Below are 19412 nucleotides of genomic sequence, written 5' to 3' on the forward strand. Positions count from 1 at the left end.
GAATCGATGTGAAAGTACTGACTGTATTTGGTACGCGCCCGGAAGCCATCAAGATGGCTCCGTTGGTGCATGCGTTGGCAAAAGATCCTTTTTTTGAGGCTAAAGTTTGCGTCACTGCGCAGCATCGGGAGATGCTCGATCAGGTGCTGAAACTCTTTTCCATTGTACCTGACTACGATCTCAACATAATGCAGCCAGGACAGGGCCTGACAGAGATAACCTGTCGGATTCTGGAAGGGCTAAAACCTATTCTTGCCGAGTTCAAACCAGACGTCGTGCTGGTTCACGGCGACACAACAACGACGCTGGCAACCAGCCTGGCGGCGTTTTATCAGCGTATTCCTGTTGGTCACGTTGAGGCTGGTTTACGCACGGGCGATCTCTATTCGCCGTGGCCGGAAGAGGCTAACCGTACATTGACCGGGCATCTGGCGATGTATCACTTCTCTCCAACCGAAACTTCCCGGCAAAACTTGCTGCGTGAAAACGTTGCGGATAGCCGAATCTTCATTACTGGTAATACAGTCATTGATGCACTGTTATGGGTGCGTGATCAGGTGATGAGCAGCGACACGCTGCGTTCAGAACTGGCGGCAAATTACCCGTTTATCGACCCCGATAAAAAGATGATTCTGGTGACCGGTCACAGGCGTGAAAGTTTCGGTCGTGGCTTTGAAGAAATCTGCCACGCGCTGGCAGACATCGCCACCACGCACCAGGACATCCAGATTGTCTATCCGGTGCATCTCAACCCGAACGTCAGAGAGCCGGTCAATCGCATTCTGGGGCATGTGAAAAATGTCATTCTGATCGATCCCCAGGAGTATTTACCGTTTGTCTGGCTGATGAACCACGCCTGGCTGATTTTGACCGACTCAGGCGGCATTCAGGAAGAAGCGCCTTCGCTGGGGAAACCGGTGCTGGTGATGCGCGATACCACTGAGCGTCCGGAAGCGGTGACGGCGGGTACGGTGCGTCTGGTAGGCACGGATAAGCAGCGAATTGTCGAGGAAGTGACGCGTCTTTTAAAAGACGAAAACGAATATCAAGCTATGAGCCGCGCCCATAACCCGTATGGTGATGGTCAGGCATGCTCTCGCATTCTGGAAGCGTTAAAAAATAATCGGATATCACTATGAGTTTTGCGACCATTTCTGTTATCGGACTGGGTTACATCGGGCTGCCTACAGCAGCTGCGTTTGCCTCACGGCAAAAACAGGTGATTGGTGTCGATATCAACCAACACGCGGTTGATACCATCAATCGTGGCGAAATCCATATCGTCGAACCTGATTTGGCGAGCGTAGTAAAAACTGCCGTAGAAGGCGGTTTTTTACGAGCGAGCACGACGCCAGTTGAAGCGGATGCCTGGCTGATTGCTGTACCTACGCCGTTTAAAGGCGATCATGAGCCAGATATGACCTACGTTGAATCGGCTGCTCGCTCCATTGCGCCAGTGCTGAAAAAAGGCGCGCTGGTGATCCTTGAATCCACCTCGCCGGTGGGGTCAACCGAGAAGATGGCAGAATGGTTAGCAGAGATGCGTCCGGATCTCACTTTCCCACAGCAGGTGGGCGAGCAGGCGGACGTCAACATTGCTTACTGCCCGGAACGCGTGTTACCGGGCCAGGTTATGGTCGAGCTGATTAAAAACGATCGCGTGATTGGTGGTATGACGCCGGTTTGTTCGGCCCGCGCCAGCGAACTGTACAAAATTTTCCTCGAAGGTGAGTGTGTCGTCACTAACTCGCGGACGGCGGAAATGTGTAAGCTCACCGAAAACAGCTTCCGCGATGTGAATATCGCTTTTGCTAATGAATTGTCGCTGATTTGTGCCGATCAGGGGATTAACGTCTGGGAACTGATTCGCCTGGCGAATCGTCACCCTCGCGTTAATATTCTTCAGCCTGGCCCTGGCGTGGGCGGTCACTGCATTGCTGTTGATCCGTGGTTTATCGTGGCACAGAACCCCCAGCAGGCGCGGCTTATCCGTACCGCACGCGAAGTGAACGATCACAAACCGTTCTGGGTTATCGATCAGGTGAAAGCGGCGGTGGCTGATTGCCTGGCTGCTACCGATAAACGCGCCAGTGAACTGAAAATCGCCTGCTTTGGTCTGGCGTTTAAACCGAATATTGATGACCTGCGCGAAAGCCCGGCGATGGAAATCGCTGAACTGATCGCCCAGTGGCATAGCGGCGAAACTCTGGTTGTTGAGCCTAACATCCACCAGTTGCCGAAAAAACTGACCGGGCTTTGTACTCTGGCGCAGCTTGACGAGGCGCTGGCAACGGCAGACGTGCTGGTGATGCTGGTCGATCATAGTCAGTTCAAAGTTATCAATGGCGACAATGTCCATCAGCAGTATGTCGTCGATGCCAAAGGAGTCTGGCGCTGATGAGAAAAATTCTGATAACAGGTGGTGCCGGGTTTATTGGCTCGGCGCTGGTGCGTTATATCATCAACGAAACGAGCGACGCGGTGGTAGTGGTCGATAAGCTGACCTACGCCGGAAACCTGATGTCGCTGGCACCGGTCGCGCAAAGCGAGCGCTTTGCCTTTGAGAAAGTTGATATCTGCGATCGGGCAGAACTGGCACGCGTATTCACTGAGCATCAGCCAGACTGTGTCATGCATCTGGCAGCCGAAAGCCATGTTGACCGTTCTATTGACGGCCCGGCAGCGTTTATTGAAACCAACATTGTCGGGACTTATACATTGCTTGAAGCGGCGCGGGCTTACTGGAATACGCTGACGGAAGATAAAAAATCAGCGTTCCGTTTTCATCATATCTCCACCGACGAAGTATATGGTGACCTGCACTCGACGGATGATTTCTTCACCGAAACCACGCCGTATGCGCCGAGCAGCCCTTATTCCGCGTCAAAAGCCAGCAGCGACCATCTGGTGCGCGCCTGGCTGCGGACCTACGGTCTGCCGACGCTGATCACCAACTGCTCGAATAACTACGGTCCTTACCACTTTCCGGAAAAACTGATCCCGCTGATGATCCTCAACGCGCTGGCGGGTAAACCGCTGCCGGTATATGGCAACGGGCAGCAAATCCGTGACTGGCTGTATGTGGAAGATCACGCCCGCGCGCTGTATTGCGTGGCGACCACCGGGAAAGTCGGTGAAACCTATAATATTGGTGGTCACAACGAGCGTAAGAATCTCGATGTTGTGGAAACCATTTGCGAGCTGCTGGAAGAACTGGCTCCGAACAAGCCGCACGGCGTGGCGCACTATCGTGACTTGATCACCTTTGTCGCTGACCGTCCGGGGCATGATCTGCGTTATGCCATTGATGCTTCGAAAATTGCCCGTGAACTTGGTTGGCTGCCACAGGAAACCTTTGAAAGTGGAATGCGTAAAACGGTGCAGTGGTATCTGGCTAATGAAAGCTGGTGGAAGCAGGTGCAGGACGGCAGCTATCAGGGCGAGCGTTTAGGTCTGAAAGGCTAATTTTCAGCGGAGGCAAACATGAAAGGTATTATCCTGGCGGGCGGTTCCGGCACCCGATTGCATCCGATTACGCGCGGCGTATCGAAGCAACTGTTGCCGATTTACGATAAGCCAATGATTTACTATCCGCTGTCGGTGCTGATGTTGGCCGGTATCCGCGAAATTCTCATCATCACTACGCCGGAAGATAAAGGTTATTTCCAGCGCCTGCTGGGCGATGGTAGTGAGTTCGGTATCCAGCTGGAATACGCCGAACAGCCCAGCCCGGACGGTCTGGCGCAGGCCTTTATCATCGGTGAAACCTTCCTCAACGGTGAACCTTCTTGTCTGGTGCTGGGCGATAACATCTTCTTCGGTCAGGGCTTCAGTCCGAAGCTGCGTCATGTTGCGGCGCGCACGGAAGGGGCGACGGTATTTGGCTATCAGGTGATGGACCCGGAACGCTTTGGCGTGGTGGAGTTTGACGACAATTTCCGCGCTATCTCGCTGGAAGAAAAGCCAAAACAGCCGAAGTCAAACTGGGCGGTGACCGGGCTTTATTTCTACGACAGTAAAGTCGTGGAGTACGCAAAGCAGGTGAAGCCGTCGGAGCGTGGTGAACTGGAGATTACCTCCATCAACCAGATGTACCTCGAGGCGGGCAACCTGACCGTTGAACTGCTCGGGCGCGGATTTGCCTGGCTGGACACTGGCACTCACGACAGCCTGATTGAAGCCAGTACCTTTGTGCAGACAGTAGAAAAACGCCAGGGCTTTAAGATTGCCTGCCTGGAAGAGATCGCCTGGCGTAACGGCTGGCTCGATGACGAGGGTGTGAAGCGTGCTGCCAGTTCATTAGCGAAAACTGGCTACGGCCAATATCTGCTGGAGTTACTTCGTGCCCGTCCGCGCCAGTATTGAGCCACTAACCTGGGAAAACGCCTTCTTTGGTGTTAACAGCGCCATCGTGCGCATTACGTCTGAAGCACCGCTCCTGACGCCAGACGTGTTAGCGCCGTGGTCACGGGTGCAGGCCAAAATTGCGGCATCAAATACGGGTGAACTGGATGCCCTGCAACAGCTGGGATTCTCCCTGGTAGAAGGTGAAGTTGATTTGGCACTACCCGTGAACAATGTCAGTGATAGTGGTGCTGTAGTGGCACAAGAGACCGATATTCCCGCATTACGTCAGTTAGCCAGCGCCGCATTTGCGCAAAGCCGTTTTCGTGCGCCGTGGTATGCGCCTGACGCCAGCAGACGCTTTTATGCACAGTGGATTGAAAATGCCGTGCGCGGCACCTTTGATCATCAATGTCTGATTTTACGTGCGGCGTCCGGCGGTATTCGTGGTTATGTCTCTTTACGGGAACTCAATGCGACAGATGCGCGAATTGGCCTGCTGGCTGGACGCGGTGTAGGTGCTGAGCTGATGCAAACGGCGCTAAACTGGGCGTATGCTCGCGGTAAAACAACTTTGCGGGTGGCGACCCAAATGGGCAACACCGCCGCGCTTAAACGATACATACAAAGTGGTGCGAATGTAGAAAGCACCGCGTACTGGTTATACAGGTGATCACATGATTCCATTTAACGCACCGCCGGTGGTGGGAACCGAACTCGACTATATGCAGTCGGCAATGGGTAGCGGCAAACTGTGTGGCGATGGCGGTTTTACCCGTCGCTGCCAGCAGTGGCTGGAGCAACGTTTTGGCAGCGCCAAAGTGTTACTGACGCCGTCCTGCACCGCTTCGCTGGAGATGGCGGCGCTGCTGCTCGATATCCAGCCTGGCGATGAAGTGATCATGCCGAGCTACACCTTTGTCTCCACCGCCAATGCCTTTGTGCTGCGTGGCGCAAAAATCGTTTTTGTGGATGTTCGCCCGGACACCATGAACATCGACGAAACGCTGATTGAAGCGGCGATCACCGACAAAACGCGCGTTATCGTGCCGGTCCATTACGCGGGTGTGGCCTGCGAAATGGACACCATTATGGCGTTGGCGAAAAAGCATAATCTGTTTGTGGTAGAAGATGCCGCTCAGGGCGTGATGTCCACTTACAAAGGGCGTGCACTGGGAACCATTGGTCATATTGGCTGCTTTAGCTTCCATGAAACCAAAAACTATACGGCGGGTGGTGAAGGCGGCGCGACGCTGATTAACGATAAAGCGTTAATCGAACGAGCCGAGATCATCCGTGAAAAGGGCACTAACCGCAGCCAGTTCTTCCGTGGTCAGGTCGATAAATATACCTGGCGCGATATTGGCTCCAGCTATTTGATGTCCGATCTGCAAGCTGCGTACCTGTGGGCGCAACTGGAAGCAGCGGATCGTATCAACCAGCAACGTCTGGCGCTGTGGCAAAACTACTACGATGCGTTAGCGCCTCTGGCGAAAGCCGGGCGTATCGAGCTGCCGTCGATTCCCGATGGCTGCGTGCAGAACGCGCATATGTTCTACATTAAACTGCGGGATATTGATGACCGGAGCGCGTTGATTAACTTTCTGAAAGAAGCGGAAATCATGGCGGTGTTCCATTACATTCCGCTGCACGGTTGCCCTGCGGGGGAACGCTTTGGTGAGTTCCACGGTGAAGATCGCTACACCACCAAAGAGAGCGAGCGCCTGCTGCGCCTGCCGCTGTTCTACAACCTGTCGCCCGTCAATCAGCGTACGGTAATTGCGACTTTGTTGAACTACTTCTCCTGATATGTCGTTGGCAAAAGCGTCCTTGTGGACGGCGGCCAGTACACTGGTCAAGATTGGTGCCGGGTTACTGGTCGGTAAGTTGCTGGCTGTGTCATTTGGTCCGGCGGGGCTTGGGCTGGCGGCAAATTTCCGCCAGTTGATTACCGTGCTCGGCGTGCTTGCCGGAGCTGGCATCTTTAACGGTGTAACCAAATACGTTGCCCAGTACCATGATAATCCGCAACAGCTGCGCCGCGTGGTCGGCACTTCATCAGCGATGGTACTTGGTTTCTCTACGCTGATGGCGCTGGTTTTTGTGCTGGCAGCTGCGCCAATCAGCCAGGGATTGTTTGGTAATACCGACTATCAGGGGCTGGTGCGTTTAGTGGCGCTGGTGCAAATGGGGATCGCCTGGGGCAACCTGTTACTGGCGCTGATGAAAGGCTTTCGCGATGCCGCAGGTAATGCGTTATCGCTGATTGTCGGCAGCTTGATTGGCGTTCTCGCGTACTACGTCAGTTACCGTTTGGGCGGTTATGAAGGGGCGTTGCTGGGTCTGGCGCTGATTCCCGCGCTGGTGGTAATTCCTGCCGCCATCATGTTGATCAAACGTGGTGTCATCCCGTTAAGCTATCTGAAACCCAGCTGGGATAACGGTCTGGCAGGGCAGTTGAGCAAATTTACGCTCATGGCGTTGATTACGTCGGTGACCTTGCCTGTTGCTTACATCATGATGCGTAAACTGCTCGCGGCGCAGTATAGCTGGGATGAAGTGGGGATCTGGCAAGGGGTGAGCAGTATTTCCGATGCCTACCTGCAATTTATTACGGCATCGTTCAGCGTATATTTGCTGCCCACGTTGTCGCGGCTAACGGAAAAGCGCGATATCACCCGGGAAGTGGTTAAATCGCTGAAATTCGTCTTACCGGCAGTGGCGGCGGCGAGTTTTACCGTCTGGCTGCTGCGTGATTTTGCTATCTGGCTGCTGTTGTCGAATAAATTTACCGCTATGCGCGATCTCTTTGCCTGGCAGTTAGTGGGTGATGTGTTAAAAGTGGGCGCTTATGTCTTTGGTTATCTGGTGATCGCCAAAGCGACATTGCGGTTTTATATTCTGGCGGAAATCAGCCAGTTCACTTTATTGATGGTATTTGCCCACTGGCTAATCCCTGCGCATGGTGCACTGGGCGCGGCGCAGGCATATATGGCAACTTATATCGTCTATTTTTCTCTTTGTTGTGGCGTGTTTTTACTCTGGCGTAGGCGGGCATGACTGTACTGATTCACGTACTGGGATCGGATATCCCTCACCATAACCGAACCGTTTTGCGGTTTTTCAATGACGCGCTGGCTGCGACGAGCGAGCACGCGCGCGAGTTTATGGTTGTTGGCAAGGACGACGGCTTAAGTGATAGCTGTCCGGCGCTTTCTGTGCAATTTTTCCCTGGGAAAAAATCGCTGGCGGAAGCGGTCATCGCGAAAGCAAAAGCTAACCGTCAGCAGCGTTTTTTCTTCCACGGTCAGTTCAATCCCACACTGTGGCTGGCTCTGCTGAGTGGTGGCATTAAGCCCAGCCAGTTTTTCTGGCATATCTGGGGGGCAGACCTGTATGAGCTTTCCAGTGGCTTGAGATATAAGCTTTTTTACCCACTACGTCGCCTGGCGCAAAAGCGAGTCGGCTGTGTATTTGCCACCCGCGGCGATTTGAGCTTTTTTGCCAAAACGCATCCAAAGGTGCGGGGCGAACTGCTGTACTTCCCGACGCGGATGGACCCTTCTCTCAATACGATGGCGAACGATCGGCAACGTGAAGGGAAAATGACCATTCTGGTGGGGAACTCCGGTGACCGCAGCAATGACCATATTGCTGCCTTGTGCGCCGTTCATCAGCAATTTGGCGATACGGTAAAAGTGGTGGTGCCGATGGGATATCCGCCTAATAACGAAGCGTACATTGAGGAAGTTCGTCAGGCGGGGCTGGAGTTATTCAGCGAAGAAAATCTGCAAATTTTGAGCGAAAAACTGGAATTTGACGCCTATCTGGCGCTACTTCGTCAGTGCGATCTTGGTTACTTTATTTTTGCCCGCCAGCAGGGCATTGGTACGCTTTGCTTACTGATTCAGGCGGGCATTCCTTGTGTGCTTAACCGGGAAAATCCGTTCTGGCAGGATATGACGGAACAGCATTTGCCGGTGCTGTTTACTACCGACGATCTCAACGAGGATATTGTGCGTGAAGCGCAGCGCCAGTTGGCGTCGGTGGATAAAAACACCATTGCCTTCTTTAGCCCTAACTATCTACAAGGCTGGCAGCGGGCGTTGGCGATTGCCGCCGGGGAGGTCGCATGAGTCTGCTGCAATTCAGTGGCCTGTTTGTTGTCTGGCTGCTCTGCACGCTGTTTATTGCCACGCTGACCTGGTTTGAGTTTCGCCGTGTGCGCTTTAACTTCAATGTCTTCTTTTCATTGCTGTTTTTGCTCACCTTTTTCTTCGGCTTCCCGCTGACCAGCGTGCTGGTATTTCGCTTTGATGTTGGTGTCGCGCCGCCAGAAATCTTGTTGCAGGCGTTGCTTTCTGCGGGCTGCTTCTACGCGGTTTACTATGTCACCTACAAAACCCGCCTACGCAAACGCGTTGCTGATGTACCGCGCCGTCCGCTGTTTACCATGAACCGCGTGGAGACCAATCTTACGTGGGTGATCCTGATGGGCATCGCGCTGGTAAGCGTCGGCATCTTCTTCATGCACAACGGCTTTTTGCTGTTCCGGCTTAACTCCTACAGTCAGATCTTCTCCAGTGAAGTCTCCGGCGTGGCGTTAAAACGCTTCTTTTACTTTTTCATCCCGGCGATGCTGGTGGTCTACTTTCTGCGCCAGGACAGCAAAGCGTGGCTGTTTTTCCTCGTCAGCACGGTCGCCTTTGGCTTGCTGACTTATATGATTGTCGGCGGCACTCGCGCTAATATCATCATCGCATTCGCTATCTTCCTGTTTATTGGCATTATTCGCGGCTGGATTTCGTTGTGGATGCTGGCGGCGGCGGGCGTGCTGGGGATTGTTGGCATGTTCTGGCTGGCGCTAAAACGCTATGGAATGAATGTGAGCGGCGATGAAGCGTTCTATACGTTTCTCTATCTCACTCGCGACACCTTCTCGCCGTGGGAGAATCTGGCGTTGCTGTTGCAGAACTACGACAACATCGACTTCCAGGGCCTGGCTCCAATTGTCCGCGATTTCTATGTCTTTATCCCTTCCTGGCTGTGGCCGGGTCGCCCGAGTATGGTGCTGAACTCAGCCAACTACTTTACCTGGGAAGTGCTGAATAACCACTCCGGACTGGCGATCTCGCCTACGCTTATAGGCTCACTGGTGGTGATGGGCGGCGCGTTGTTCATCCCGCTCGGGGCGATCGTGGTTGGTCTGATCATCAAATGGTTCGACTGGCTGTATGAGCTGGGCAACCGCGAGCCTAATCGCTATAAGGCTGCGATATTGCACAGTTTCTGCTTTGGAGCGATCTTCAATATGATCGTGCTGGCGCGTGAAGGGCTGGATTCGTTTGTCTCACGCGTGGTCTTTTTTATCGTGGTCTTCGGCGCATGTCTGATGATCGCAAAACTGTTGTACTGGCTTTTTGAAAGCGCCGGACTCATTCATAAACGTACAAAATCATCGCTCCGGACGCAGGTTGAAGGATAACAATGAATAACAACACCACGGCACCAACCTATACGCTGCGTGGCTTACAGTTGATTGGTTGGCGTGATATGCAGCACGCCCTCGATTATCTGTTTGCTGACGGGCAGCTTAAGCAGGGAACGCTGGTTGCCATTAATGCTGAAAAAATGCTGACTATTGAAGATAACGCCGAGGTCAGGGAGTTAATTAACGCTGCCGAATTTAAATATGCGGATGGCATCAGCGTTGTACGTTCAGTACGTAAAAAGTACCCGCAGGCGCAGGTTTCCCGCGTTGCCGGTGCCGATCTCTGGGAAGAGCTGATGGCGCGCGCAGGCAAAGAAGGGACGCCGGTATTTCTTGTGGGCGGTAAACCTGAAGTGCTGGCGCAAACTGAAGCTAAACTGCGCAACCAATGGAATGTGAATATCGTTGGCAGTCAGGATGGTTATTTTAAACCCGAGCAGCGTCAGGCGCTGTTTGAACGCATTCATGCCAGCGGAGCGCAAATCGTCACCGTTGCGATGGGATCGCCAAAGCAGGAGATCTTCATGCGCGACTGCCGTCTGGTGCATCCAGATGCGCTGTATATGGGCGTTGGCGGGACTTACGATGTTTTCACCGGTCACGTAAAACGCGCACCGAAAATCTGGCAAACGCTGGGACTGGAGTGGCTCTACCGCCTGCTTTCGCAGCCGAGCCGCATTAAGCGTCAGCTTCGTTTGCTGCGTTATTTACGCTGGCACTACACCGGCAACCTCTGATTTTCCTCTCTTTGTAAAGCGACGGAGTGGTCACTTCGTCGCCTGCCTGCTTTTTTATTACACAAAGCATTCAAATTTTTAATGCTTTATTTGCCATTTCTCCTGAATTACGAAAACATTCGCAACACTCGATGTACCCATAACGATAACCGGTAACACCGGAAAGCATGCAAACACAACACGAGGATTTATGGCAGATAACAAACCAGAGCTACAGCGTGGGCTGGAAGCTCGACATATCGAACTCATCGCCCTGGGGGGCACCATTGGCGTCGGCCTGTTTATGGGGGCCGCCAGTACCTTGAAATGGGCCGGGCCATCCGTATTGTTGGCCTATATCATCGCCGGGCTATTCGTCTTTTTCATCATGCGTTCAATGGGCGAAATGTTGTTCCTCGAACCGGTTACCGGTTCGTTCGCCGTTTATGCGCATCGTTATATGAGCCCGTTCTTTGGTTATCTCACCGCCTGGTCTTATTGGTTTATGTGGATGGCGGTGGGGATCTCAGAAATCACCGCCATTGGCGTTTATGTCCAGTTCTGGTTCCCGGAGATGGCGCAGTGGATACCCGCATTGATCGCAGTGGCGCTGGTGGCGTTGGCGAATCTGGCGGCGGTGCGGTTGTACGGCGAAATCGAGTTCTGGTTCGCGATGATCAAAGTCACCACGATTATCGTGATGATTGTCATTGGCCTGGGCGTGATTTTCTTTGGCTTTGGCAATGGCGGGCAGTCGATTGGTTTTAGCAATCTCACAGAGCATGGCGGTTTCTTTGCGGGTGGCTGGAAAGGGTTCCTGACCGCGCTGTGTATTGTGGTGGCGTCCTACCAGGGCGTGGAGCTGATTGGCATTACTGCCGGTGAAGCGAAGAATCCGCAGGTGACGCTGCGCAGTGCCGTAGGCAAGGTGCTGTGGCGGATCCTGATTTTCTACGTAGGCGCGATTTTCGTTATCGTCACCATCTTCCCGTGGAATGAAATAGGCAGCAACGGCAGCCCGTTCGTACTGACTTTTGCCAAAATCGGTATTACCGCAGCGGCGGGCATTATCAACTTTGTGGTGCTGACGGCTGCGCTCTCTGGCTGTAACAGCGGCATGTACAGTTGCGGACGTATGCTCTACGCACTGGCGAAAAACCGTCAGTTACCGGCGGCGATGGCGAAAGTTTCCCGTCACGGCGTACCCGTTGCGGGTGTGGCAGTATCTATTGCTATTCTGCTAATTGGCTCATGCCTGAACTACATCATTCCCAATCCGCAGCGTGTGTTTGTCTACGTCTACAGTGCCAGCGTGCTTCCGGGGATGGTGCCATGGTTTGTGATATTGATAAGCCAGCTGCGTTTTCGGCGTGCACATAAAGCGGCGATTGCCAGCCATCCGTTCCGCTCAATCCTGTTCCCGTGGGCCAACTACGTAACAATGGCATTCCTGATTTGCGTTTTGATCGGCATGTACTTTAATGAAGATACGCGTATGTCGCTGTTTGTTGGCATCATCTTTATGCTGGCGGTGACGGCGATTTATAAAGTTTTTGGCCTTAATCGCCACGGGAAAGCGCATAAACTGGAGGAATAAGCAGCAAAACGCACAAACCGTAACCAAACGCGCAATTTATTTAAAAAGGGACTAGACAGAGGGGTGGGAAGTCCGTATTATCCACCCCCGCAACGGCGCTAAGCGCCCGTAGCTCAGCTGGATAGAGCGCTGCCCTCCGGAGGCAGAGGTCTCAGGTTCGAATCCTGTCGGGCGCGCCATTTAGTCCCGGCGCTTGAGCTGCGGTGGTAGTAATACCGCGTAACAAGATTTGTAGTGGTGGCTATAGCTCAGTTGGTAGAGCCCTGGATTGTGATTCCAGTTGTCGTGGGTTCGAATCCCATTAGCCACCCCATTATTAGAAGTTGTGACAATGCGAAGGTGGCGGAATTGGTAGACGCGCTAGCTTCAGGTGTTAGTGTCCTTACGGACGTGGGGGTTCAAGTCCCCCCCCTCGCACCACGACTTTAAAGAATTGAACTAAAAATTCAAAAAGCAGTATTTCGGCGAGTAGCGCAGCTTGGTAGCGCAACTGGTTTGGGACCAGTGGGTCGGAGGTTCGAATCCTCTCTCGCCGACCAATTTTGAACCCCGCTTCGGCGGGGTTTTTTGTTTTCTGTGCATTTCGTCACCCTCCCTTCGCAATAAACGCCCGTAATAACTCATTGCCCCACGGTATGATTTCGCCCTTAACGTATTGAAGGATGACTTCAGGCAAGGAGTGACCATGCTGCAACAGGTTCCAACGCGTGCTTTTCATGTGATGGCGAAACCGAGTGGTTCCGATTGTAATCTGAACTGTGACTACTGTTTTTATCTCGAAAAACAATCCCTTTACCGCGAAAAGCCAGTCACGCATATGGACGATGACACGCTGGAAGCGTATGTCCGTCACTATATCGCTGCCAGCGAACCGCAAAACGAAGTGGCTTTTACCTGGCAGGGCGGCGAACCAACGTTACTCGGGCTGGATTTTTACCGCCGTGCCGTAAAGTTACAGGCGAAATACGGTGCTGGCAGGAAGATAAGTAACAGCTTCCAGACTAACGGCGTGCTGCTCGATGATAAATGGTGTGCATTTCTGGCAGAAAATCATTTTCTTGTTGGGTTATCGCTGGACGGTCCGGCTGAGATCCACAATCAATATCGCGTGACCAAAGGTGGCAGACCAACGCATAAGCTGGTGATGCGTGCCCTGACGCTGCTGCAAAAACATCATGTCGACTATAACGTGCTGGTCTGCGTCAACCGCACCAGCGCGCAGCAACCGTTGCAGGTTTATGATTTTTTGTGCGATGCGGGAGTCGAATTCATCCAGTTTATTCCGGTGGTCGAGCGCCTGGCTGATGAAACAGCTGCCAGCGATGGACTGAAACTACATGCGCCTGGTGATATTCAGGGGGAACTGACGGAATGGTCGGTGCGCCCCGATGAATTTGGTGAATTTCTGGTGGCGATATTCGACCACTGGATCAAACGCGACGTCGGCAAGATTTTCGTGATGAATATCGAATGGGCGTTTGCCAATTTTGTCGGTGCGCCGGGTGCGGTTTGCCATCATCAGCCAACCTGTGGGCGCTCGGTGATTGTTGAGCACAACGGCGACGTTTACGCCTGCGATCACTATGTTTATCCGCAATATCGGCTGGGGAATATGCATCAGCAAACAATTGCAGAAATGATCGATTCCCCGCAACAGCAGGTGTTTGGTGAAGATAAATTTAAGCAATTACCGGCGCAGTGTCGCAGTTGTAACGTGTTAAAAGCGTGCTGGGGAGGCTGCCCGAAACACCGCTTCATGCTCGATGCCAGCGGCAAACCGGGGCTGAATTATTTGTGTGCCGGGTATCAGCGTTATTTCCGCCATCTACCGCCATATCTTAAAGCAATGGCTGATTTGCTGGCGCACGGTCGCCCGGCCAGTGACATTATGCAGGCACATTTGCTGGTGGTGAATAAGTAAAAAAGCGGCCATTTTGTGGCCGCCTGCGGTTGATTGCCGGATGCGGCGTAAACGCCTTATCCGGCCTACATGATCGTGCAAATTCAATAAATTGCAGCGTTCTGTGGATACTGGTTTGGGTGATCGTATCCGGCAAAGCCTTTGCGTGCGGTGGCAGTTGACGGGGTATCTGCTGCGCTGGCCATGAGAGGAAGAGCGGCGGCGACAGCAACAACAAAAAGTTTGGGTGAAAACGAAAATTCCATGCAAAATGCTCCGGTTTCATGTCATCAAAATGATGACGTAATTAAGCATTGATAATTGAGATCCCTCTCCCTGACAGGATGATTACATAAATAATAGTGACAAAAATAAATTATTTATTTATCCAGAAAATGAATTGGAAAATCAGGAGAGCGTTTTCAATCCTACCTCTGGCGCAGTTGATATGTAAGGCAGGTTTATTATATCGCGTTGATTATTGATGCTTTTTTTAGTTTTAACGGCAATTAATATATGTGTTATTAATTGAATGAATTTTATCATTCATAATAAGTATGTGTAGGATCAAGCTCAGGTTAAATATTCACTCAGGAAGTTATTACTCAGGAAGCAAAGAGGATTACAGAATTATCTCATAACAAGTGTTAAGGGATGTTATTTCCCGATTCTCTGTGGCATAATAAACGGGTAGATGCTCATTCCATCTCTTATGTTCGCCTTAGTGCCTCATAAACTCCGGAATGACGCAGAGCCGTTTACGGTGCTTATCGTCCACTGACAGATGTCGCTTATGCCTCATCAGACACCATGGACACAACGTTGAGTGAAGCACCCACTTGTTGTCATACAGACCTGTTTTAACGCCTGCTCCGTAATAAGAGCAGGCGTTTTTTTATGCATCAGAAAGGTCCCGGAGGTGCTTGCCTCCGGGTGAGAAGGAACTACTGTGGTGGGTTGTTCTGCAACGTTAACATCAAACCGTCGCGACGCATCGCTGCAGCTTCTTCCGGCTTGTGCAGTCTGTCCAGCGCGTCGGCAAGCCATGCGTAATCGTAGGCGTCCGGACGTTGTTTCAGCGCCGCGCGGAAGGCGAGCGATGCTTCCTGCCATTCTCCGTGCTTCATCAGTGACTGGCCCAGTGTGCTCCACAACAGCGGGCGATCGCCGACGTTTTTGATCTGCTGGCGCAGCACTTTTTCCAGCTGTTCCGGATTGTTGGTTTTCAGTCGAGGAATCGGCAGCAGTAGGCGATCGTCGTACTGGCGTTTCAGGCCATCGATGATAATTTGCTGGGCAGTATCATGATCGTCACATTCAATAAGATGTTCCGCCATTGCCACCTGCAACGCTACCTGATGACGCGTTTTCCGGCTTTGGTTTTTCCACCAGTTACGCAAACCTTCACTACCGTTATCGGCACGCGCCTGATCCATCAGGCCAATCCATGCCTGTTGTTCCAGCATTGCACGATGTTCTTCATCACCAACATGGGCTTTCGCCATTGATGGGATGATATCCAGCAGAGAACTCCATGCACCTGTGCGGATATACGCCTGTTCCGCCAGACGTAATACTTCCGGATGGCGTGGCGTAACTTCCAGCAGCTTATCCACGCCGTGGCGTGCAGCATGGTTTTCATTACGGGCCAGTTGCAGACGTACACGGGTGATTTCTACCGGAATGGTGTCATTGCCGGCCAGCTCTGCTGCGCGTTCCAGATGTTGGTTGGCGCGTGCTTCATCACCACGTTGTTGCGCGGCTTCGGCAGCCAGTAGATAGTTCACCACCGGTTGTTCCGCGTGATCGGCATTTTTCGCCATCAGCTTTTCAACTTGCTGATAATCGCCTTCCGCCAGTTTCAGCAGCGCCTGTTCGGTCTGCTTACGGGCACGGCGACGCTTACGTCCGACAAACCACCCACGGGTGTGTGCGCCTGTGCGGAAGATCCGCCGCAGTAGCCACTCAATGGCAAACAGCACTACCATCGCCAGAATCAAAATAATCGCCAGGCCCGTGACGCTGGTTTCGATATTGTAGTTGTCAGTCTGGATCAGCACGTAACCCTGATGACCGGCAATCATCGGGCCAACCACTATCCCCGCAATCAGCAAAACAAAGAGTAATAACACTTTTAGCATGGTTATTCTCCTTGCGGCGCGGCTGCCGGAGTATCACCTTGCGGTGCAGGTGCAGGTGCAGGTGCAGGTGCAGGTGCAGGTGCAGGTGCAGGTGCAGGTTTAGCTTCCGTTGTCCCCGCTGCCGGTTGTGCCAGCAGGTTACGCACGCGGGTCTGCATCAGTTTTTCCAGCATCGCCTGGCTTTGCAGGGTTTCCGGAAGATCCATCGAGATATTTTGCTGGCTTAACTGGTCCACCTCGTCGAGGAACGCTTTGGTGGTGGCATCATCAGTATCGTAGTAAGCTCGTACCCAGGTGGAGACGTTCTCCAGCGCCTGGCGATAAGTCTCTTCCTGGTGACGCGGTACAGCTTGTGCTGCGACCAGCAGGCGAGAGCGAATATTTTCGCGCAGATAGATATCCTGATTTGGCGCTAACAGCGGTACGGCGGTGTCATCACGACGGCGAATCGTAATGAAGTTGTCCATAAAGTTCTGCCAGCTTTTTTGCAGATTGATACGCCATTCGCTGATGGAACTGGAAAGCTCTTCACCGTCGGAATCCATCGGCGAACCATCGCTGTCATTATCGGCCAGACGCAGGTTATCTACCTGATTTGAAAGCTGATTAAGCTTAAGGATGATGCCGTCATAATCCACCTGCGAAACTGCAGAAAGGCTGGCGATATCATCGGTAATTGCCCGACGAACGGTAATCAGACTCGGGTCATTCATATCCGCCAGGCTGGCATCTGCACTTTTCAGCAACGCTGCAGCGGTCGTGACGTCCTGATCGCTCCACAGCTTCCGTCCGGCGAGTTTCACCAGAAAATCGGCCTGAGCCAGCAGCCAGGTTTTAGCATCGCTGCCGGAAATGGTGGCGACCTTTTGTTGGACTTCATCCAACTGTTTTGCCAGCGTTTCTTGCTGACGATTCGCCTGCTTAAGCTGTGCAGCTTGTTGCTTAATAATGCCTTCCAGCTCGGCTTTTTGGCTCTCCTGGGCTTTTTGCAATGCCGTCAGTTGGTTAGCCAGGGCATCGCTGGTGGCGGTCTGATTGACGGCCTGTTGTTTACCCCAGCCATACAAACCGACGCCCGCCGCCAGAGCAATAGCGATAGCCACCGCGCTGAGAATCAATGCGGTATTGTTCTTACTCTTTTTTTCTGTTGCGACAGGTTGTGACGTGGTGTCCACGGCCTCCCTGGTCTCTTCAACCACGGCGGAGGTTTTTTCTTGTTCCGTCATTATGGCTTCCTGTTATGAGAGTTATTGTAATGCCCGTAAAAGCGCATCGTTGTCAGCGTTATCGGCGACCTTAATGTCTTGCCAGCCCAGTTCCCGGGCGAGTTTCGCCAAACGCTCACTGACGACCAATAGTCGACAGTGTAGTAACCAGTGCTCACGATACCATTGTGGGATCAGCGACCAGAGTTGCTGCAACATTTCACCGCTGGTAACAACGACCATCGTCACCTCGCGGGATTGCCAGCGCATCGCTTCTTCTGCACCATCGTAATGGATTGCGCATCGTTGATAACATTCACAAAAAGTGACCTCAGCACCGCGCGCTGTCAGGGTATCCCCAATTAGCTCACGACCGCCATTGCCACGTAATATCAGCGCACGTTTGCCCGCAATATTTTGTAATTCAGGTAATTGTAGCAAGACTTCGCTGATTTCCCGATCCTGCGGGTAGAGAATCTTCTGTCCGCTTACGGTATGTAGCGCCAGTGCGGTGGTGCGTCCAATGGCGAAATAATCAGGTAGTCGGGGCCATTTACGATCTTGCTGATGCAGCTGTGATTGGGCAAAAGCAACCGCGTGTTGCGAGAGGGCAAACAACAGATCGCTCTCCCCCAGCGCCGCCAGTTGATCAGCAAGTTGCGGTAATTGTCGACCCGGAGAAAACTCAATCAGCGGAAAATGCCAGGCCACCTGCCCCAGTGTGCGCAGACGGCTCACTAACTCTTCTCCAGCGGGAGACGGGCGGGTGACCAGGATACTCATGCCGGGGCGTCTCCGTTATAGACTTCAGCGAGGATCTCGCGCGCGCCGTTATTCAGTAGCTCTTCTGCCAGCGAAATCCCCATTTGTTCGGCATTTTGCGGCGCACCGCGGCGTTCACCGCGAATAATCTGCGAACCGTCCGGCGCGCCGACCAGCGCACGCAGCCAGATTTCACCATCAATAAGCTCGGCGTAGCTACCAATTGGCACCTGACATCCACCTTCGAGACGGGTATTCATGGCGCGTTCTGCGGTAACGCGCAGTGCAGTTTCGTGGTGATTCAGCGCGGCAAGCAGCTCGCGAGTGCGCGTATCATCAAGGCGGCATTCAATACCGACTGCACCTTGTCCTACCGCCGGAAGAGAAATCTCGGGTGGTAACGCGGCGCGAATGCGGGACTCCAGACCTAAACGTTTTAGTCCGGCTACGGCAAGAATGATGGCATCGTATTCGCCGTTATCTAGTTTGCTCAGGCGAGTGCCGACGTTGCCGCGCAGGGAGCGGATAATCAGATCCGGGCGGCGTTCAGCCAGTTGGCACTGGCGACGTAAACTGGACGTCCCGACGATACTGCCTGCCGGTAACGCATCCAGACTGTCATAATTATTGGACACAAAGGCATCGCGAGGATCTTCACGCTCACAAATAGTGACCAACCCCAGACCTTGCGGGAATTCAACCGGCACATCTTTCATTGAATGTACGGCGATATCGGCGCGATTCTCCAGGAGCGCGACTTCCAGCTCTTTTACAAATAAGCCTTTTCCGCCTACTTTCGCCAGCGGCGTATCAAGAATCACATCGCCGCGCGTCACCATCGGTACCAGTTCAACCACCAGGCCCGGATGGCTCGCCATCAACTTGTCTTTGACATAGTGTGCCTGCCAGAGTGCAAGTGGGCTTTGGCGTGTGGCAATTCTTAAAACATTGTCTAACATGCTTGTTACCGTCATTATCATCCGTGGTCCATCCTAACATCCTTGCCAGAGTGATGTCAGTGTTGTGGTGAAACGTAGACGCCTGCGCAAATCGTAAAATGAGGTCTGGCAGTGGATCCTGACAGGCGTTTCACGCCGTCGTAATAAGGAATTTACAGAGAATAAACGGTGCTACACTTGTATGTAGCGCATCTTTCTTTACGGTCAATCAGCAAGGTGTTAAATTGATCACGTTTTAGACCATTTTTTCGTCGTGAAACTAAAAAAACCAGGCGCGAAAAGTGGTAACGGTTACCT

Annotated in this window: 16 protein-coding genes, 4 tRNA genes and 1 pseudogene; 16 read left to right on the forward strand and 5 right to left on the reverse strand. The window is 52.7% G+C overall.

Annotation, left to right across the window (positions count from 1 at the left end):
- The first annotated feature begins 8 nt into the window (after positions 1 to 8).
- The 16 genes from wecB to ACJHXA_RS16790 all read left to right on the forward strand — a co-directional run bounded on the left by wecB (position 9) and on the right by ACJHXA_RS16790 (position 14069).
- On the forward strand, positions 9 to 1139 hold the full coding sequence (gene wecB / locus ACJHXA_RS16715) for a non-hydrolyzing UDP-N-acetylglucosamine 2-epimerase (RefSeq protein WP_000866670.1): 1131 nt from the start codon (positions 9 to 11) through the stop codon (positions 1137 to 1139).
- Complete coding sequence (wecC, locus tag ACJHXA_RS16720) at positions 1136 to 2398, forward strand: UDP-N-acetyl-D-mannosamine dehydrogenase (protein WP_000006621.1); 1263 nt, start codon at positions 1136 to 1138, stop codon at positions 2396 to 2398. Before wecB ends, wecC begins: the two co-directional genes overlap by 4 nt.
- Complete coding sequence (gene rffG / locus ACJHXA_RS16725) at positions 2398 to 3465, forward strand: dTDP-glucose 4,6-dehydratase (protein WP_001226604.1); 1068 nt, start codon at positions 2398 to 2400, stop codon at positions 3463 to 3465. Before wecC ends, rffG begins: the two co-directional genes overlap by 1 nt.
- 18 nt (positions 3466 to 3483) lie before the next feature.
- Positions 3484 to 4365: a glucose-1-phosphate thymidylyltransferase RfbA gene (gene rfbA, locus ACJHXA_RS16730; protein ID WP_000676056.1), complete on the forward strand. Its 882-nt coding sequence runs from the start codon at positions 3484 to 3486 to the stop codon at positions 4363 to 4365.
- Complete coding sequence (gene rffC / locus ACJHXA_RS16735; RefSeq protein WP_001145196.1) at positions 4343 to 5017, forward strand: dTDP-4-amino-4,6-dideoxy-D-galactose acyltransferase; 675 nt, start codon at positions 4343 to 4345, stop codon at positions 5015 to 5017. Before rfbA ends, rffC begins: the two co-directional genes overlap by 23 nt.
- Before the next feature lie 4 nt (positions 5018 to 5021).
- Positions 5022 to 6152, forward strand: coding sequence for a dTDP-4-amino-4,6-dideoxygalactose transaminase (rffA, locus tag ACJHXA_RS16740; protein ID WP_000612044.1), 1131 nt, complete (start codon positions 5022 to 5024; stop codon positions 6150 to 6152).
- A gap of 1 nt (position 6153) precedes the next feature.
- Positions 6154 to 7404, forward strand: coding sequence for a lipid III flippase WzxE (wzxE, locus tag ACJHXA_RS16745; protein WP_000050267.1), 1251 nt, complete (start codon positions 6154 to 6156; stop codon positions 7402 to 7404).
- A complete protein-coding gene (rffT, locus tag ACJHXA_RS16750; protein WP_000217240.1) occupies positions 7401 to 8480 on the forward strand; it encodes a TDP-N-acetylfucosamine:lipid II N-acetylfucosaminyltransferase in 1080 nt (359 codons plus the stop codon). Before wzxE ends, rffT begins: the two co-directional genes overlap by 4 nt.
- Complete coding sequence (wzyE, locus tag ACJHXA_RS16755; RefSeq protein ID WP_000055129.1) at positions 8477 to 9829, forward strand: ECA oligosaccharide polymerase; 1353 nt, start codon at positions 8477 to 8479, stop codon at positions 9827 to 9829. The genes rffT and wzyE overlap by 4 nt, the downstream gene beginning before the upstream one ends.
- Positions 9830 to 9831: 2 nt before the next feature.
- Positions 9832 to 10572: a lipopolysaccharide N-acetylmannosaminouronosyltransferase gene (gene wecG / locus ACJHXA_RS16760; RefSeq protein ID WP_001064038.1), complete on the forward strand. Its 741-nt coding sequence runs from the start codon at positions 9832 to 9834 to the stop codon at positions 10570 to 10572.
- Between the two features lie 190 nt (positions 10573 to 10762).
- On the forward strand, positions 10763 to 12148 hold the full coding sequence (gene thrP, locus ACJHXA_RS16765) for a bifunctional threonine/serine APC transporter ThrP (protein ID WP_000774731.1): 1386 nt from the start codon (positions 10763 to 10765) through the stop codon (positions 12146 to 12148).
- Positions 12149 to 12250: 102 nt separating this feature from the next.
- Positions 12251 to 12327, forward strand: a tRNA-Arg gene (locus ACJHXA_RS16770).
- 58 nt (positions 12328 to 12385) lie between these two features.
- Positions 12386 to 12461: transfer RNA gene (locus ACJHXA_RS16775), tRNA-His, on the forward strand.
- A 20-nt stretch (positions 12462 to 12481) separates the two neighbouring features.
- Positions 12482 to 12568 (forward strand) — tRNA-Leu (locus ACJHXA_RS16780).
- Between the two features lie 42 nt (positions 12569 to 12610).
- Positions 12611 to 12687: transfer RNA gene (locus tag ACJHXA_RS16785), tRNA-Pro, on the forward strand.
- Positions 12688 to 12833: 146 nt separating this feature from the next.
- Positions 12834 to 14069, forward strand: coding sequence for an anaerobic sulfatase maturase (locus ACJHXA_RS16790; protein WP_000941530.1), 1236 nt, complete (start codon positions 12834 to 12836; stop codon positions 14067 to 14069).
- A gap of 107 nt (positions 14070 to 14176) precedes the next feature.
- Here the strand turns inward: ACJHXA_RS16790 and ACJHXA_RS16795 are convergent.
- The 5 genes and pseudogenes from ACJHXA_RS16795 to hemC all read right to left on the reverse strand — a co-directional run.
- Positions 14177 to 14314, reverse strand: a pseudogene (locus tag ACJHXA_RS16795) (arylsulfatase); the annotation flags it as partial.
- Positions 14315 to 14992: 678 nt separating this feature from the next.
- The gene (gene hemY / locus ACJHXA_RS16800) at positions 14993 to 16189 is read right to left on the reverse strand and encodes a protoheme IX biogenesis protein HemY (protein ID WP_000921791.1); all 1197 of its coding nucleotides are present in this window, start codon (positions 16187 to 16189) and stop codon (positions 14993 to 14995) included.
- A gap of 2 nt (positions 16190 to 16191) precedes the next feature.
- Positions 16192 to 17415, reverse strand: a complete 1224-nt coding sequence (gene hemX, locus ACJHXA_RS16805) for a uroporphyrinogen-III C-methyltransferase (protein WP_000139042.1) — start codon at positions 17413 to 17415, stop codon at positions 16192 to 16194.
- Positions 17416 to 17436: 21 nt separating this feature from the next.
- Complete coding sequence (hemD, locus tag ACJHXA_RS16810) at positions 17437 to 18177, reverse strand: uroporphyrinogen-III synthase (protein ID WP_000026061.1); 741 nt, start codon at positions 18175 to 18177, stop codon at positions 17437 to 17439.
- Entirely contained in the window at positions 18174 to 19115 is a 942-nt protein-coding gene (gene hemC / locus ACJHXA_RS16815; protein WP_001307481.1) for a hydroxymethylbilane synthase, read from the reverse strand. The genes hemD and hemC overlap by 4 nt, the downstream gene beginning before the upstream one ends.
- Between the last annotated feature and the right edge of the window lie 297 nt (positions 19116 to 19412).

The organism is Escherichia sp. WS33, assembly GCF_046486385.1.
Lineage (GTDB): Bacteria > Pseudomonadota > Gammaproteobacteria > Enterobacterales > Enterobacteriaceae > ECMA0423.